Raw genomic sequence first — 15587 nt, 5'->3', positions numbered from 1 at the left:
GGGCGCCTGGAATAGCGGCCCACCGGGCTTTAAGATAAATTCAGCGTGGGTCTGAAACAGGAGCGGCGTCAGGGCCACGGCGCAGGGTCGGGCAGTATTGATACATCTCCAGCAAAATCGTCACCAGTTCGCGCGCTTCCTTTTTAAGATCAAACGTCTGCGGAGCGAAAAGCCAGTTTTCCACCAGCCCGGAAATGTAGCTGCGCATCAGGATCGCGGCGCGCCGGGTTTGCAGATTTTCCGGCAACATTCCCGACTGAATACACTGCATCAGCGCCTGTTCAATACGGTCATAACTCTGGAAACACAAACTGCGATGCGCCTGCTGGACAACGGCCATTTCCCCAACAAACTCACATTTGTGATAAATTATTTCCATCATCAAGCGACGGCGCTCTTCTGTCACCGTAGCTTCAAGTATATAAACGAGAATCTCCCGTAAAACAGAGAGTGGATCGTCTGGGAATTTTGCCCGATACTCATTTTCAAGATCGCCGATGCCGGCCTCTGATGATTCCCAGATTTCACTAAACAAATCCGACTTGTTCCTGAAATGCCAGTAAATGGCGCCTCGCGTTACGCCCGCCGCCTGGGCAATGTCCGCCAGCGACGTGGCTGACACCCCCTGTTGCGAGAACAAGCGAATCGCCACATCGAGAATGTGTTGACGCGTCTCCAGGGCTTGCTGTTTGGTTTTTCGTGCCATATGTCGGTGAATTTACAGGAGTCAGATTTACATACATTTCTGTATGTATGTACCATAGCATGACGACACTATAAACGCAGCAATGGGTTTGCGGACTTTTGATCCATTGGTCATTTTTTGGAATCGGACACTCGAGGTTTAGATATGAACAAAAACAGAGGGTTCACGCCTCTGGCGGTCGTTCTGATGCTTTCAGGCAGCTTAGCGCTTACAGGATGTGACGGTGAACAGGCTCAGCAACAAGCGCCCCAGGCGCCCGAAGTGGGTGTGGTGACGCTGAAAAGCGAACCTCTGCAAATCACAACTGAACTTCCGGGTCGCACCAGCGCGTATCGTGTGGCGGAAGTTCGTCCCCAGGTAAGCGGCATTATCCTCAAGCGTAATTTCGAGGAAGGCAGCGATATCAAGGCAGGCGTGTCGCTTTATCAAATCGACCCGGCAACCTACCAGGCCTCTTATGAAAGCGCTAAAGGCGATCTCGCCAAAGCACAGGCCAGCGCCAACATCGCTCAGGTGACGCTCAAGCGTTATCAGAAACTGCTCGGCACGCAGTACATCAGCCAGCAGGATTATGACAACGCCCAGGCCGAGGCCCAGCAGGCTAACGCCGCGGTCGTCGCAGCGAAAGCAGCCGTCGAAACCGCGCGTATTAACCTCGCCTATACCAAAGTGACCTCCCCTATCAGCGGCCGCATCGGCAAATCCGCCGTGACGGAAGGCGCGCTGGTGCAGAACGGCCAGACCACGGCACTGGCGACCGTCCAGCAGCTTGATCCTATTTATGTTGACGTCACGCAGTCCAGCAACGATTTCCTGCGGCTCAAACAGGAGCTGGCGAGCGGTCAACTGAAGCAGGAAAACGGCAAAGCGAAAGTGACGCTCTCCACCGCTGATGGCCTGAAATACGATCAGGATGGCACGCTGGAGTTTTCCGATGTGACCGTGGATCAAACCACTGGCTCCATTACGCTGCGCGCGATTTTCCCAAACCCTGACCACACGCTGCTGCCGGGCATGTTTGTCCGCGCACGTCTTGAAGAAGGCGTTAACCCGAACGCGATTCTGGTGCCGCAGCAAGGCGTCACCCGTACTCCGCGCGGCGATGCGACGGTCATGGTGGTCGGTGAAGGCGACAAAGTCGAAGTGCGTCCGGTGCAGGTCGGCCAGGCGATGGGCGACAAATGGGTCGTCACAGACGGTCTGAAAACCGGCGATCGTGTGATTGTCACCGGGTTGCAGAAGGTTCGCCCGGGCGCGCAGGTAAAAGCGCAGGAAGTGACTGAAAACCAGCAGCAACAGCAACAATCCGGCGCCGCTGGTCAGAAGCAGTCACAGCAACCGCAGTCTTGAGTTAACAGGAGCCGTTAAAACATGGCTAAGTTTTTTATCGATCGCCCCATCTTCGCGTGGGTGATCGCCATCATCATCATGCTGGCAGGTGGCTTGTCCATTATGAAACTGCCCGTTGCGCAATATCCTTCAATTGCGCCGCCAGCGGTGACGATTAACGCGAACTACCCGGGCGCGGATGCGAAAACGGTGCAGGATACCGTGACGCAGGTTATCGAACAGAACATGAACGGTATCGATGGCCTGATGTACATGTCCTCCACCAGTGACTCGTCGGGCACCGTGCAGATCACGCTGACGTTCGAATCCGGTACCGACGCGGACATCGCGCAGGTTCAGGTGCAGAACAAGCTGCAACTCGCGATGCCATTGCTGCCGCAGGAAGTGCAACAGCAAGGCGTGAGCGTCGAGAAATCCTCCAGCTCGTTCCTGATGGTGTTAGGTCTTATCAGCACCGATGGCTCGATGACGCAGGAAGATATCGCCGACTACGCGGGCGCGAACATTAAAGATCCGATCAGCCGTACCACAGGTGTGGGCGACGTTCAGCTCTTTGGTTCGCAGTACGCAATGCGTATCTGGCTCGACCCGAATAAGCTGAACAACTTCCAGTTAACGCCGGTTGACGTAATAAGCGCCATTAAAGCGCAGAACGCCCAGGTGGCTGCCGGTCAGCTTGGTGGTACTCCGCCGGTGAAAGGCCAGCAGCTTAACGCCTCTATCATCGCCCAGACCCGTCTGACATCCGCTGAAGAGTTCAGCAAAATTCTGCTGAAAGTGAACCAGGACGGTTCACAGGTGCGTCTGAAAGACGTCGCGAAGGTGGAACTGGGCGGCGAGAACTATGACATTATCGCGCGCTATAACGGCCAGCCGGCCGCAGGCCTTGGTATCAAACTCGCAACGGGCGCGAACGCGCTGGATACCGCGAAAGCGGTGCGCCAGACCATCGATGGCCTGCAGTCGTTCTTCCCGCACGGCCTGAAAGTGGTTTATCCGTACGACACCACACCGTTCGTCAAAATCTCCATTTTCGAAGTGGTGAAAACGCTGGTTGAAGCGATCGTACTGGTGTTCCTGGTGATGTACCTGTTCCTCCAGAACTTCCGCGCGACGCTTATCCCGACCATCGCGGTGCCGGTCGTCCTGCTCGGCACGTTTGCGATACTGGCAGCCTTTGGGTTCTCGATAAACACGCTCACCATGTTCGGGATGGTGCTTGCCATCGGCCTGCTTGTGGATGACGCCATCGTTGTGGTGGAGAACGTCGAGCGTGTGATGGTGGAAGAAGGCCTGCCGCCTAAAGAAGCGACTCGCAAGTCGATGGGGCAGATTCAGGGCGCGCTGGTCGGTATCGCGCTGGTGCTCTCTGCGGTATTTATCCCGATGGCGTTCTTCGGTGGTTCGACCGGCGCTATCTACCGTCAGTTCTCCATTACTATCGTGTCCGCGATGGTACTGTCGGTGATTGTGGCGTTGATCCTGACGCCGGCGCTGTGCGCCACCATGCTTAAACCGGTCGCGAAAGGCGATCACGGCGAAGGCAAAAAAGGCTTCTTCGGCTGGTTTAACCGCATGTTCGACAAGAGCACGCATCATTACACCGATAGCGTAGGCAACATCCTGCGCAGCACCGGTCGTTACCTGCTGCTCTACCTGCTGATTGTTATCGCGATGGCGTTCCTGTTTATCCGTCTGCCAAGCTCCTTCCTGCCGGAAGAGGATCAGGGCGTGTTCCTGACCATGGCGCAGCTGCCAGCCGGTGCGACGCAGGAGCGTACCCAGAAAGTGCTCGATGAGGTGACGAATTACTACCTCACCCAGGAGAAAGACAACGTTAACTCCGTCTTTACCGTTAACGGCTTTGGCTTCTCGGGTCGTGGTCAGAATACCGGTCTGGCGTTCGTTTCGCTGAAAAACTGGGATGAGCGTCCGGGGGCGGAGAATAAAGTCCCTGCCATTACCGGCCGCGCGATGGGACGCTTCTCGCAGATTAAAGATGCGATGGTGTTCGCCTTCAACCTTCCAGCGATTGTGGAACTGGGTACGGCAACCGGCTTCGACTTCGAACTGATTGACCAGGGTAACCTTGGCCACGACGCACTGACGCAGGCGCGTAACCAGCTGCTGGGCGAAGCGGCGCAACATCCGGATCTGCTCTCGCAGGTACGCCCGAACGGCCTGGAAGATACGCCGCAGTTCAAAATCGATATCGATCAGGAAAAAGCGCAGGCGCTTGGCGTCTCGCTCAGCGATATCAATACCACGCTGGCATCGGCATGGGGCGGCAGCTACGTTAACGACTTCATCGACCGTGGTCGTGTGAAGAAAGTGTATGTGATGTCTCAGGCGCAGTACCGTATGCTGCCGAGCGATATCAACAACTGGTATGTGCGTGGCTCCAACGGCCAGATGGTGCCGTTCTCCGCCTTCTCGACCTCCCACTGGGAGTACGGTTCGCCGCGTCTTGAGCGCTATAACGGTCTGCCATCCATGCAGATCCAGGGCCAGGCGGTAGAAGGTAAGAGTACGGGTGAGGCGATGGAGATGATGGAACAGCTCGCCAGCAAACTGCCGACAGGTATTGGCTACGACTGGACCGGCATGTCCTATCAGGAACGTCTGTCCGGTAACCAGGCACCAGCGCTGTATGCCATCTCGCTTATCGTGGTGTTCCTGTGTCTGGCGGCGCTCTATGAGAGCTGGTCGATTCCGTTCTCAGTCATGCTGGTGGTTCCGCTTGGGGTTATCGGCGCGCTGCTGGCGGCATCGCTGCGCGGGCTTAACAATGACGTTTACTTCCAGGTGGGCCTGTTGACCACTATCGGTCTGTCAGCGAAGAACGCCATATTGATTGTGGAATTCGCCAAAGATCTGATGGAGAAAGAAGGCAAGGGCCTGATTGAAGCGACGCTTGAAGCAGTACGTATGCGTCTGCGCCCAATCCTGATGACCTCGCTTGCGTTCATCCTCGGCGTTATGCCGCTGGTCATCAGCTCTGGCGCAGGTTCCGGCGCGCAGAACGCAGTCGGTACCGGCGTGATGGGCGGCATGGTCACCGCGACCGTTCTGGCTATCTTCTTCGTTCCGGTGTTCTTTGTGGTGGTACGCCGCCGCTTCACCCGTAAGAATGAAGATATCGAGCACAACCATCCGGTTGAGCATCATTAATAAAAAAGGCCGCGCAAGCGGCCTTTTTTTACCCCCGCCCTGCCCCACTTCTTTTTAGAATTTCGCATAAAAAACCCTCATCCCGCCGCACCGCTCACCTTTTTTTCATCAGAACTATTTTATTGGGATTAATCTGATGCAGAAAAAGACCTTATTACAGAATATTCTTCAGGCGCGAATAAATGAAAGTTTTAAACTAAGGTAAAATTCAGACAGAAAGGTTAAGTTTTCTTTCTCAATCCGTTAGCGTACCTTGTCTTTATTGCTTCTCGTAAAAACGTCTGTCGTCGATGCGCGATTAAATGTGTAAATGTAATTTTTCGTAATCGTGCCAGGAAAAAATCCCCAGGGTGTTTTATAGTAAAAGTAGATTAAAAATGGAGCGCGACGCCTCCGGATACTCGTTGTGTATCTACCCCTGCGGTGCTGTTGACTAAAAATTTTCGCTAAAAAGGGGATACGTTATGGACGAATACTCACCAAAACGGCATGATATAGCGCAGCTTAAATTTCTTTGCGAAAGCCTGTATCATGATTGCCTCGCCACGCTCGGCGAAAACCAGCATGGCTGGGTTAACGACCCCACATCTGCCGTTAACCTGCAGCTGAACGATCTGATTGAGCATATAGCCAGCTTCGCGCTTAATTATAAAATTAAGCATGAAGAAGATGCTGCTCTCATTGAACAATTGGATGAATATCTGGACGATACCTTTATGCTTTTCAGCAATTACGGGATCAATGCGCAAGATTTGCAAAAATGGCGCAAGTCCGGAAACAGGCTTTTTCGGTGTTTCGACAACGCCAGCAAAGAAAATCCTGTGAGCTTGTCTTTTTAAAAATAGAACAACCACTTAGGTGTATTATGACGACCAAACCATTAACCAAAATTGATTATTTAATGCGACTGAGACGCTGTCAGACAATTGATACGCTCGAGCGCGTTATTGAAAAAAATAAATATGAATTATCTGACAATGAACTGGCGGTATTTTATTCAGCAGCAGATCATCGCCTGGCTGAACTCACGATGAATAAGCTCTACGATAAAATCCCAACGTCTGTGTGGAAATTCATCCGTTAATCTCCCTTTATTTTAAATGTGTTTATCCTCATTGAGGATGTCGGCGCCATGTTAGTGTCGAGCGATTCGCGTTGTGCGTGCCACACCGAATAAGTCCTCCGTTAGCATGGCTCCTCCCCTACGCTTCTGTGCAGTCTCCCCCTCTTAAATGCGGTGAATGGTCAGTCAGTCATTTAATGGCTACTATCAAACCTTCCTGTTTTTTGAGCGATAAGAGCCATGAACGACGAGAAACGTAAAATGATTGCGGGCGAGTTCTACCGCCCGGGCGACCCGGAGCTGCGTGACGATCGTCTGCGCGCACGACATTTGTTGCACGACTACAATCACAGCGCGCCGGATGACAAAGCGCAGCGCCAGACGATTCTGGCGACGCTGCTGGGCCAGGCGGGAAATGCTTATATCGAGCCGACGTTTCGTTGCGATTACGGCTACAACATCTTCCTTGGCGAAAATTTTTACGCCAATTTCGATTGCGTGATCCTGGATGTCTGCCCGGTGCGCATTGGCGATAACTGCATGCTGGCGCCTGGCGTACATATTTATACTGCCACGCACCCGCTGGATCCGACGGAGCGCAACAGCGGGCTGGAATTCGCAAAACCGGTCACTATTGGCAATAATGTCTGGATTGGCGGGCGCGCTATCATTAACCCCGGCGTTACGCTTGGCGATAATGTCGTGGTAGGGTCAGGTTCCGTCGTGACGCATTCGGTAGAAGATAACTGTGTGGTGGTGGGAAATCCGGCGCGCGTTATCCGGCGTCTCTGAATGCCGCTTCGGTTAACTGTTATGGTTTTTTGTTGGCCGTCTGTTACTTTTTTCGCACTAAACGGTTTTTTAAAATGTCCTTTCCCGCGCACGCGCGATACAGATTCTGAAGGTTTTGCATGACTGAAATCCAGCGACTGCTGACGGCCACGATTGACCGACTTAACCAGGAAGAGAAGCGCGACAACCGTCCGCGCTTTAGCATCAGTTTTATTCGTAAGCATCCGGGCTTATTTGTAGGCATGTACCTGGGCTGGCTTGCCACGCTGGCGGTGATGCTCCAGTCCGACACCCTGGCGGACTCAGTCTGGCTGCTGGTGGTGCTGTTCGTGCTTTTAAATGGCTTTTTCTTTTTCGACGTCAACCCGCGCTATCACTACGAGGATATCGACGTACTGGATCTGCGCGTCTGCTATAACGGCGAGTGGTATAACACCCGCGACGTGCCGGAGAGCCTGATCCAGGAAATCCAGACATCACCGCGCGTGAGCGCCAGCCATAAAGCGCAGCTTGAGAAAATGCTGACGCGTAAAAAGACGCTGTCGTTCTACGACATCTATTCGCTGGATAAACAGACTGGCGACGCGAACCCGTCGGTTAACACCGCCCCCGCCTCCCAGGCACAATAAAAAAAACGCCCTCTTACGAGGGCGATGTTCATTTATCGTCTTTTCTTCCTGCCCTGCACCGCTTTAAAGCGCGGGTTCGATTTGCAAATCACATATAACCGGCCTTTGCGTTTGACTATCTGACAGTCAGGATGGCGCGCTTTCGCGCTGCGTAACGAATTCAGCACCTGCATGGTTTACGCCTTCTTATCATTAAAGAAACGACCAAAGCGCTGCTGGAATCGCGCCGCGCTGCCTTCAGTGGTGAGCGTTTTCTGCCGCCCGGTGTAATACGGGTGTGACGCCGATGACACATCAATCGTCACATACGGGAACGTCTCACCGTCGAGCTCAATCTCGCGCTCGGTTTTAATGGTTGAGCCAACTTTAAAATATTCATTGGCGCTGGTGTCGTGGAAAACCACGGTACGGTAATGGGGATGGATAGCTGGTTTCATCATTCGCCCTAATTAATATGTTATAACGTAACAATATCGTAAAGCGACGACGGTGAAATTGCAAGCGGGTGCGTAAAGGACGTTGCAGGAGAAAACAAAAAGCCGGCAGAAAACGCTGCCGGCTTTTGAGGGTGAGACAAGATTACAGACGGAAGCCCGCGACTACACGGTCAAGCTGCTGCGTCTGATCGGTCATCGAGTGAGACGCGGCAGAAACTTCCTGCACCAGCGCCGCGTTCTGCTGCGTTGCGCTGTCGAGCTGGTTAATCGCAAGGTTCACCTGCGAAATGCCCGCGCTCTGCTCACGGCTGGAGGACATGATTTCGCCCATCAGAGTCGTTACGTTGCGCACGCCGTTCAGCAGTTCGTCCATCGTGGCACCCGCTTCATTCACAAGCTTTGTTCCGACATCGATATTGCTGGCGGAGTTTTCGATAAGCTGTTTAATTTCACGCGCCGACTGCGCGGAACGCTGCGCCAGGCTGCGTACTTCAGAGGCAACGACGGCGAAACCGCGTCCCTGCTCGCCCGCACGAGCGGCTTCCACCGCCGCGTTCAGCGCCAGAATATTGGTCTGGAAAGCGATACTGTCGATAACCGCGATAATATCTACTACTTTGCCGGACGAGCTCTGGATTGCGCTCATAGTAGTCACCACTTCACGCACCACTTCGCCGCCCCGCTCTGCCACCTGTGACGCCTGATGCGCCAGTTCGTTCGCATGCGCGGCGTTGTCGGCGTTCTGGCGCACCGTGCTGGTGAGCTGTTCCATGGAGGCTGCCGTCTCCTCAATGGAGCTTGCCTGATCTTCAGTTCGCGCCGAGAGATCCTGGTTGCCGGTCGAAATCTGCTGCGATGCCGATGACAGGGCGCGGGCACTGTCGCTCACCTGGCGCAGCATTTTTTGCAGATAGTCGATAACGCCATTAAAGCTGTCGATAATCGCGTTGAATTCCGGGCTGCTGGTCGGCTCCAGACGCTGCGTCAGGTCGGCCCCGCCAGCAGAAAGTTTGCTGATATTACGGTTCAGGTCGGCAAGTTTGCCCATAAGCGAGCGGATAAACAGCACCAGCACGCCTAACAACAGCAGCATCATTGGGATCTGCACCATACTCAGGCGCGCCAGAATCGTGTTGGTTTGTGCAGTTAAAAGCGCAGTCGGCAGATCGACTGCGATGATCCACGGACTGCCTTTAATGGACTGCAACATGACGGTGTGTGAATCGCCATCGAGCTCATACTCCTGCTCCGTTTTTTCACCCGGACGGAAGCCTGACAGCGCTTTTTGTACCGTCTGCGCCATCGGGTCGTCACCTAAGTCGGTAAGTTTTTTCAGGCTGGCAGTTTTGCCGACCTGATTTGCGTCGCCGACGATTTTGCCGTCCGCTTCAAGGATAAGCACGCGACCAGAAATCGCGTCGTTCATCTGCTTCGCCAGCTGGTTGAAAAAGCCAAGCGTTACATCAATGGTCGCCACTCCCCACGGTTGACCGTCTTTGGTTATCACCATGGCACAGTTGGTACGCGGTTGCGGGCTCGCATCATCCTGATACGCATTCGCCCAGGCGCACTGGCTGGCAGGCGCGTTTAGCCCGGCTTTATACCAGACCTGATCGTAATAATTTGGCGCCGCCTCAGAGTTCCAGTAGGTGTTCACTTCAAGCTGATTGCTGGCGTTGCGGGCAAAGAAGGTGCTGAATTTATTACGCCCCGCCTCACGTTTTTCCGGCAGCGGCCAGATGCCTCCGCCAAAAACGTTCACGTCCTGATATTGATCCACAAGCGCGGGCAGCAGACGGTCGATTTCATCGCTCTGCATACTCGCGACGCTCTGCGTCACGCTGCGCATCTGCGCCTGCACGCGGTTCATCTGCTCGACGATACTGAACGCCACGTTGTCCACTTCATAACGGATGAGGCGCGTTTCGGTACGTTTAATTTCCGGCGTCACGAAAAAATGGATCACCAGCGCCGTAATCAGGCTGAGTGCGGCAAAAAAGAGACAGAGTAAAAAGATAAACCTGGCTTGCGTTGTTTTTAGCATTGTTATTCACCTGGAAAGGGTCAAAGAGGGCTTCTTTGAGGTCAACGGCAGCGCAGCGGCAAACTTGAAGTCAGAATGCATGTTAAAAAATTAACAAAAATTTAACTCATTGACGGATAAAACAAATCCTCTTCTGCTGGAAACATTTTGAAATAATTGCTTTTGCGCCAGGCGAAAATCCTTTTTACCCCGCGACGTTATAAATCAGAAAAGAACGGTATTGGGCGTACGTACTTCTTTCAGGCAGGGTGTTGTTGTGAAATTACTGTAAGGAGAAAGCCATGCGTCTGCGCTGTTGTTGTGCCTGTCTGTTTGCTGATAACCGATTGTTATTTTCTTTTGCTAACGGAGCGCCCCATGAGCACAGCTTTACCCCATACCCTGCCCATTCTGGATCTCGCAAGGCTTAACCAGAACCCGGCCTACCGCGCCGCGTTTCTCGATAATCTGCGTTATGCCGCCCGCGATATTGGTTTTTTCTACATCATCAATCATGGTATCGCCCCCCATCTGCTGGAAGACGTGCAGCATGAAGCGCGCCGTTTTTTTGCGCTGCCGGATGATGAAAAAGCGCAGGTTGCCATGATCCACTCGCCGCATTTTCGCGGCTACAACCGCGCCGCGGCCGAGCTGACGCGCGGCAAACCGGACTGGCGCGAGCAATTTGATATCGGAGCCGAACGCCCGGCGCTGACGCCTGCGGCGAATGCGCCCGTCTGGCGCCGCCTGCAGGGGCCGAACTTGTGGCCTGCCGCCCTGCCGACGCTTAAGCCTGCGCTGCTGCGCTTTCAGCGTGACATGGCGCAGATGGCACTGAGGCTGCTTCGCGCCTTCGCCGAGGCGCTGCATCTGGCTCCCGACGCGTTCGATACCCTCTACGGCGAACAGCCTAACGAACACATTAAACTCATCCGCTACCCCGGTCAGCAGGAGACGCAGAGCAATCAGGGCGTCGGCGCGCATAAGGATTCCGGCTTCTTAAGTTTCCTGTTGCAGGACACGGAAAAAGGTTTGCAGGTAGAGATCGCGCCCGATGTGTGGATAGACGCCGCCCCGCTCCCCGGCAGCTTTGTGGTGAATATCGGCGAACTGCTGGAGCTTGCCACTAACGGCTATCTGCGCGCCACGGTGCATCGCGTCGTCTCCCCGCCCGCCGGTAAAGAACGCCTTTCCATCGCCTTTTTCCTGGGCGCGCGTCTTGATGGCGTGGTGCCGGTTTATCCGCTGCCCTCAGCGCTTGCCGGGGAGGCACATGGCCCTCAGAGCGATCCGCAAAACCCGCTGCTGCGCGACGTGGGCTGGAACTATCTCAAAGGCCGCCTGCGTTCACACCCGGATGTCGCCGAGCGCTACTACCGTGACGTGCTGCGCGGCAGCCACGAACTGATCGCCTGACCTCAACGGACAAGGAAAACCTCATGAACAAAGCCACAATGACGCTGGCAGGGCTGGCGCTGCTTTTCTCAACCATAACTGGCGCACAGGCCGCCGCGGGGCCGCTGCGCATCGCGGCAGACCCAGTGCCGCATGCCGAAATCCTCAATTACATTAAAACGCTCGACCCGCAACTCGATCTGAACGTTGTGGAGCTCACCAGCGGGGTAAACGCCAACGAACTGCTGGCGAACGGTGATGTCGATGCCAATTATTTCCAGCATCTGCCCTATCTGAAAGATCAGGAGAAAGCGCTTGGCAAAACGTTCGCCGTCGCCGCGACCGTTCATGTTGAGCCGCTCGGTATCTACTCGCGCAAATATCACGATCTCAAATCCGTACCGCAGGGCGCCACGGTGGCGGTGCCGAATAATGTGACTAACCTCAGCCGCGCGCTGTTTTTGCTGCAAAATCAGGGGCTCATTACGCTCAAGGCCGGGTTTAACGATCCGGCGAACAGCCTCGCCACGCCGAAGGATATTCAGGAAAACCCGAAGAAGCTGAAGATCCTGGAAATCGAATCGCCGCAGATCCCGCGCTCGCTGGACGATGTGGATCTGGCCGTTATCAACGGCAACTACGCGCTCGAGGCCGGGCTGACGCCGTCGAAAGACGCGCTGGGGCTGGAGCGTGCCGATCATAACCCGTACGCCAACATTCTGGTGACGACGCCGGCGCTCGCAAACGACCCGCGCATTAAGGAACTGGCGAAGGATTTGCAGTCGCCGCAGGTCGCGGAATTTATTCGCCAGCATTACAACGGCTCCGTTATTCCGGTCGCGGGCCCGCAATCATGATAACGCTTGACGGGCTGAGCAAAACTTACGCCGGGGAAGGCCGACCGGCACTGGATGACCTCTCGCTCACCATCCCACAAGGCGCGATTTACGGCATTCTGGGGCGCAGCGGAGCAGGGAAAAGCACGCTTCTGCGCTGCCTTAATCTTCTGGAGCGGCCTGGTACGGGGCGCATCCTGATGAATGGCGTGGACATCACGCGCCTCGATAACCGCGCGCTGCGGGCACATCGCCAGCGCACCGCGATGGTATTCCAGCACTTTAACCTGCTCCATGCGCGCACGGTGGCCGACAACGTGGCGGTGCCGCTGGAGATTGCGGGCGTTCCCCGCGCTGAACGCCATGAGCGGGTGGCAGCGCTGCTTGAACTGGTGGGGCTTGCAGATAAAGCAGACGCGTTTCCCTCACGCCTTTCCGGCGGGCAGAAACAGCGCGTCGGCATTGCGCGGGCGCTGGCTCCGCGCCCCGAGGTGCTGCTGTGCGATGAAGCCACCAGCGCCCTGGACCCGGAGACCACCGCGTCTGTTCTTGCGCTGCTTGCCGACATCAATCGCCAGTTGGGGCTGACGATTGTGCTTATCACGCATGAGCTGGAGGTCGTTAAAGCTATCTGCGATCACGCGGCGCTGCTGGAAGACGGGCAACTGGTGGAGAGCGGCAGACTCGCGGATCTCTTAAGCGCGCCCTGGTCGGTACTGCGCCAGACGCTTTTACGCGATAACGCCGCCTGGCAGGCCTTTTTACGTCGTCACGGCGTGGAGGAGAGAATATGGTGCGAAGTGGCATGAGCCTTGAGGAGCTCTGGCCGCTGCTGATGCAGGGCACGCTGGAGACGCTCTATATGGTGGGGCTTGCGGCACTACTGACGGTGCTGATTGGGTTGCCGGTCGGCGTGGTGCTGTTCATCACCCGGCGCGACGGCGTTCTCCCGCAGCCCCGGCTTAACGCTCTGCTGGGCGGCATTATCAATATTGGCCGTTCGCTGCCGTTTATCGTGTTGCTGATTGCGCTTATTCCGCTCACCCGGCTTATCATCGGCACCACGCTTGGCAGCACCGCCGCCGTGGTGCCCATTACGATAGGCGTGTTTCCTTTCTTTGCGCGCGTCGTTGAAAACGCGCTGGATGATGTGGACCATGGACGCGCCGAGGCGGTCATCGCGATGGGCGGCAACGCCTGGCATGTGATCAGTAAAGCGCTGTTGCCAGAGGCGCTGCCCGCGCTGCTGGCGGGTGTCACGCTGACCGTCGTCATGCTAATCGGTTTTTCTTCCATGGCGGGCGTTATCGGCGGCGGCGGGCTTGGCGATCTCGCCATCCGCTACGGTTACCAGCGTTTTAATAATGAAGTGATGTTTGCCACCGTCTTGATTCTGGTGGCTCTGGTGCAGGGCGTGCAGACGCTCGGCGACCAGGTGGTCAGGCGTCTCGCGCACCGCCGCTGAGTGTTAAGGGTTCGGCGCGGTCTGCGCGACACGCCGAATTTCTCGCTTTTTTGCCACAACCCTAAGCGAAATCAATGCGACCGGCCGTCGCAAAAGCCATTATCCCCCACTACGCTAAATGTACTCCGCACTTTTTTCTTCATGACGGGCAGGCTGCAATCGTGACCATCGCAAGACTGATAAGGATAGTAACAGGTGTGCTGTTACTCAGTGTTTTGCTGCCTGTCATCTTCAGTTTTTGGCTCGCCCGTCATCAGGCCGAAGAGCATTTCATGCTGGAGCTGGATGCTTACACGGAACGCACCCTGATCCGCACCAACGACATCATGCGGCAGGCGAAAGCCGCGCTGACGCAAATCAATCGCTTTCAGGGCGAGCCATGCAGCGAGGCGCACCTGCTGGCCATGCGGCGCACATCGTTTATCTTTCGCCACGTGCAGGAGGTGGTGTATCAGAAGGATATGACGCCGCTCTGTTCGTCGCTGGCCGGGCGCAGTATCTCAAAACCGCTGCCGCCACCCACCTGGATTAACAAATCCCACTACGCCATCTGGTTTAGTAACCAGAACGATCTTGCCATGCCGACGCCGATGATCATGGTGGGCCAGGCGCCGCATCTGGTGCTTATCGATCCCACTTCGTTTATCGATCTTATCCCGTTTAGCGCCTGGCCGATTAATACGGCGATCATCGGCTTACCGCGTAACCGAATCCTTACCAGCAGCAGCCCTTTCGATCTGGAGGTCTGGAAACTGGCGCGCGAGAGCAACGCGGAAAAAATCGAATACAAAGGCAATATTTATTTGATCCACCGCGAACCGGCTTCCGGCATCGCCGTCGTGGCGTGGGCTTCGCAGGCACCGCAGACGGCGGAGATCCGCAAACTCCAGCTCATCTGGCTGCCGGCCGGTATTTTCATCAGCCTCGCGGCCGCATTCTGGCTGCTGCGCCTGTTACGCCGCCTGCAATCGCCGCGCTATCGCCTGCAGGATGGCATCAATAACAATGAACTGGTTATGCACTACCAGCCGATTATTCGTCTGGCGGATGAGAATCCCATGGGCGCAGAAGCGCTGATCCGCTGGCCGCAACCGGATGGGAGTATGCTGACGCCGGATATCTTCATCCCGCTTGCCGAGCAGACCGGGCTGATTGGCCCGCTGACCCGCCAGATTGTGCACAATGTCCTGCATGATTTGGGCGACTGGCTACGCGCGCACCCGCAGCAACACATCTCCATTAACATCTCGGCGTTTGATCTGCATGAACCGCAGTTTGTCGATATGTTCAGCGATGCGCTGGCGCAGCATGGCGTCGCGTCGCACCAGCTGGCGCTGGAAATCACCGAGCGCGGTTTTGCAGACCCTGGCTTAAGCGGGCCGGTTATTGAGCGCCTGCGCGCGGCGGGCCATAAAATTTACATCGACGACTTCGGCACGGGCTATTCGAGCCTGAGTTATCTTGAAGACCTGGATGTTGATATCCTGAAAATCGACAAGTCCTTCGTCGATGCGCTGGAATACAAAACCGTGACGCCACACATCATCGAAATGGCGAAAACGCTGAAGCTTGAAATGGTGGCCGAAGGCGTGGAAAACGAAAGCCAGGCGCAGTGGCTGCGCGAACACGGCGTACAGTACGCACAGGGCTGGCTCTACAGTAAAGCACTGCCTGCCGCGGCATTCATCGACTGGTGTAAACACCACGGCGTCGCCTGAGG

At 55.5% G+C, this 15587-nt stretch carries 15 protein-coding genes; 11 read left to right on the top strand and 4 right to left on the bottom strand.

Translation table 11 applies throughout. The features are described from left to right. Positions 1-40: 40 nt before the first annotated feature. Positions 41-706 (bottom strand): multidrug efflux transporter transcriptional repressor AcrR, encoded by a 666-nt coding sequence (gene acrR, locus AFK62_RS05320; protein ID WP_007673666.1) that lies wholly within the window; start codon positions 704-706, stop codon positions 41-43. A 144-nt stretch (positions 707-850) separates the two neighbouring features. Here acrR and acrA point away from each other — a divergent pair, with 144 nt between their 5' ends. From acrA to AFK62_RS05290, 6 genes are all read left to right on the top strand, one after another. After that, positions 851-2056, top strand: a complete 1206-nt coding sequence (gene acrA, locus AFK62_RS05315; protein WP_032984453.1) for a multidrug efflux RND transporter periplasmic adaptor subunit AcrA — start codon at positions 851-853, stop codon at positions 2054-2056. A 21-nt stretch (positions 2057-2077) separates the two neighbouring features. Beyond that, positions 2078-5227: a multidrug efflux RND transporter permease subunit AcrB gene (gene acrB, locus AFK62_RS05310; protein ID WP_007673672.1), complete on the top strand. Its 3150-nt coding sequence runs from the start codon at positions 2078-2080 to the stop codon at positions 5225-5227. 464 nt (positions 5228-5691) lie between these two features. Further along, positions 5692-6066: an Hha toxicity modulator TomB gene (gene tomB / locus AFK62_RS05305; protein ID WP_007673676.1), complete on the top strand. Its 375-nt coding sequence runs from the start codon at positions 5692-5694 to the stop codon at positions 6064-6066. Between the two features lie 26 nt (positions 6067-6092). Beyond that, on the top strand, positions 6093-6311 hold the full coding sequence (locus AFK62_RS05300; protein ID WP_007673679.1) for an HHA domain-containing protein: 219 nt from the start codon (positions 6093-6095) through the stop codon (positions 6309-6311). 219 nt (positions 6312-6530) lie between these two features. Then, positions 6531-7082, top strand: a complete 552-nt coding sequence (maa, locus tag AFK62_RS05295; RefSeq protein ID WP_007673683.1) for a maltose O-acetyltransferase — start codon at positions 6531-6533, stop codon at positions 7080-7082. Between the two features lie 119 nt (positions 7083-7201). After that, positions 7202-7711, top strand: coding sequence for a YlaC family protein (locus AFK62_RS05290; RefSeq protein ID WP_007673685.1), 510 nt, complete (start codon positions 7202-7204; stop codon positions 7709-7711). A gap of 32 nt (positions 7712-7743) precedes the next feature. On the opposite strand, the gene ykgO is transcribed toward AFK62_RS05290, so the two are convergent. From ykgO to AFK62_RS05275, 3 genes are all read right to left on the bottom strand, one after another. Beyond that, the gene (gene ykgO / locus AFK62_RS05285) at positions 7744-7884 is read right to left on the bottom strand and encodes a type B 50S ribosomal protein L36 (protein ID WP_007673688.1); all 141 of its coding nucleotides are present in this window, start codon (positions 7882-7884) and stop codon (positions 7744-7746) included. A 3-nt stretch (positions 7885-7887) separates the two neighbouring features. Next, positions 7888-8148 (bottom strand): type B 50S ribosomal protein L31, encoded by a 261-nt coding sequence (locus AFK62_RS05280; RefSeq protein ID WP_007673691.1) that lies wholly within the window; start codon positions 8146-8148, stop codon positions 7888-7890. A gap of 142 nt (positions 8149-8290) precedes the next feature. Further along, positions 8291-10192 (bottom strand): methyl-accepting chemotaxis protein, encoded by a 1902-nt coding sequence (locus AFK62_RS05275; RefSeq protein ID WP_007673694.1) that lies wholly within the window; start codon positions 10190-10192, stop codon positions 8291-8293. A gap of 357 nt (positions 10193-10549) precedes the next feature. On the opposite strand from AFK62_RS05275, the gene AFK62_RS05270 reads away from it, so the two are divergent. From AFK62_RS05270 to AFK62_RS05250, 5 genes are all read left to right on the top strand, one after another. Beyond that, positions 10550-11587, top strand: coding sequence for an isopenicillin N synthase family dioxygenase (locus tag AFK62_RS05270; RefSeq protein WP_053531757.1), 1038 nt, complete (start codon positions 10550-10552; stop codon positions 11585-11587). A gap of 23 nt (positions 11588-11610) precedes the next feature. Then, positions 11611-12423 carry a MetQ/NlpA family ABC transporter substrate-binding protein gene (locus AFK62_RS05265; protein WP_007673703.1) on the top strand — a complete coding sequence of 271 codons (813 nt, stop codon included), beginning with the start codon at positions 11611-11613 and terminating at the stop codon, positions 12421-12423. Further along, positions 12420-13211, top strand: coding sequence for a methionine ABC transporter ATP-binding protein (locus AFK62_RS05260; RefSeq protein WP_007673708.1), 792 nt, complete (start codon positions 12420-12422; stop codon positions 13209-13211). Before AFK62_RS05265 ends, AFK62_RS05260 begins: the two co-directional genes overlap by 4 nt. After that, positions 13208-13867, top strand: a complete 660-nt coding sequence (locus AFK62_RS05255) for a methionine ABC transporter permease (RefSeq protein ID WP_032984465.1) — start codon at positions 13208-13210, stop codon at positions 13865-13867. The genes AFK62_RS05260 and AFK62_RS05255 overlap by 4 nt, the downstream gene beginning before the upstream one ends. A gap of 161 nt (positions 13868-14028) precedes the next feature. After that, positions 14029-15585: an EAL domain-containing protein gene (locus tag AFK62_RS05250; RefSeq protein ID WP_032984454.1), complete on the top strand. Its 1557-nt coding sequence runs from the start codon at positions 14029-14031 to the stop codon at positions 15583-15585. The last annotated feature ends 2 nt before the right edge of the window (positions 15586-15587 follow it).

The organism is Cronobacter condimenti 1330, assembly GCF_001277255.1.
GTDB classification, from domain to species: Bacteria; Pseudomonadota; Gammaproteobacteria; order Enterobacterales; family Enterobacteriaceae; genus Cronobacter; species Cronobacter condimenti.
This window is presented reverse-complemented; position numbering and strand designations above follow the sequence as displayed.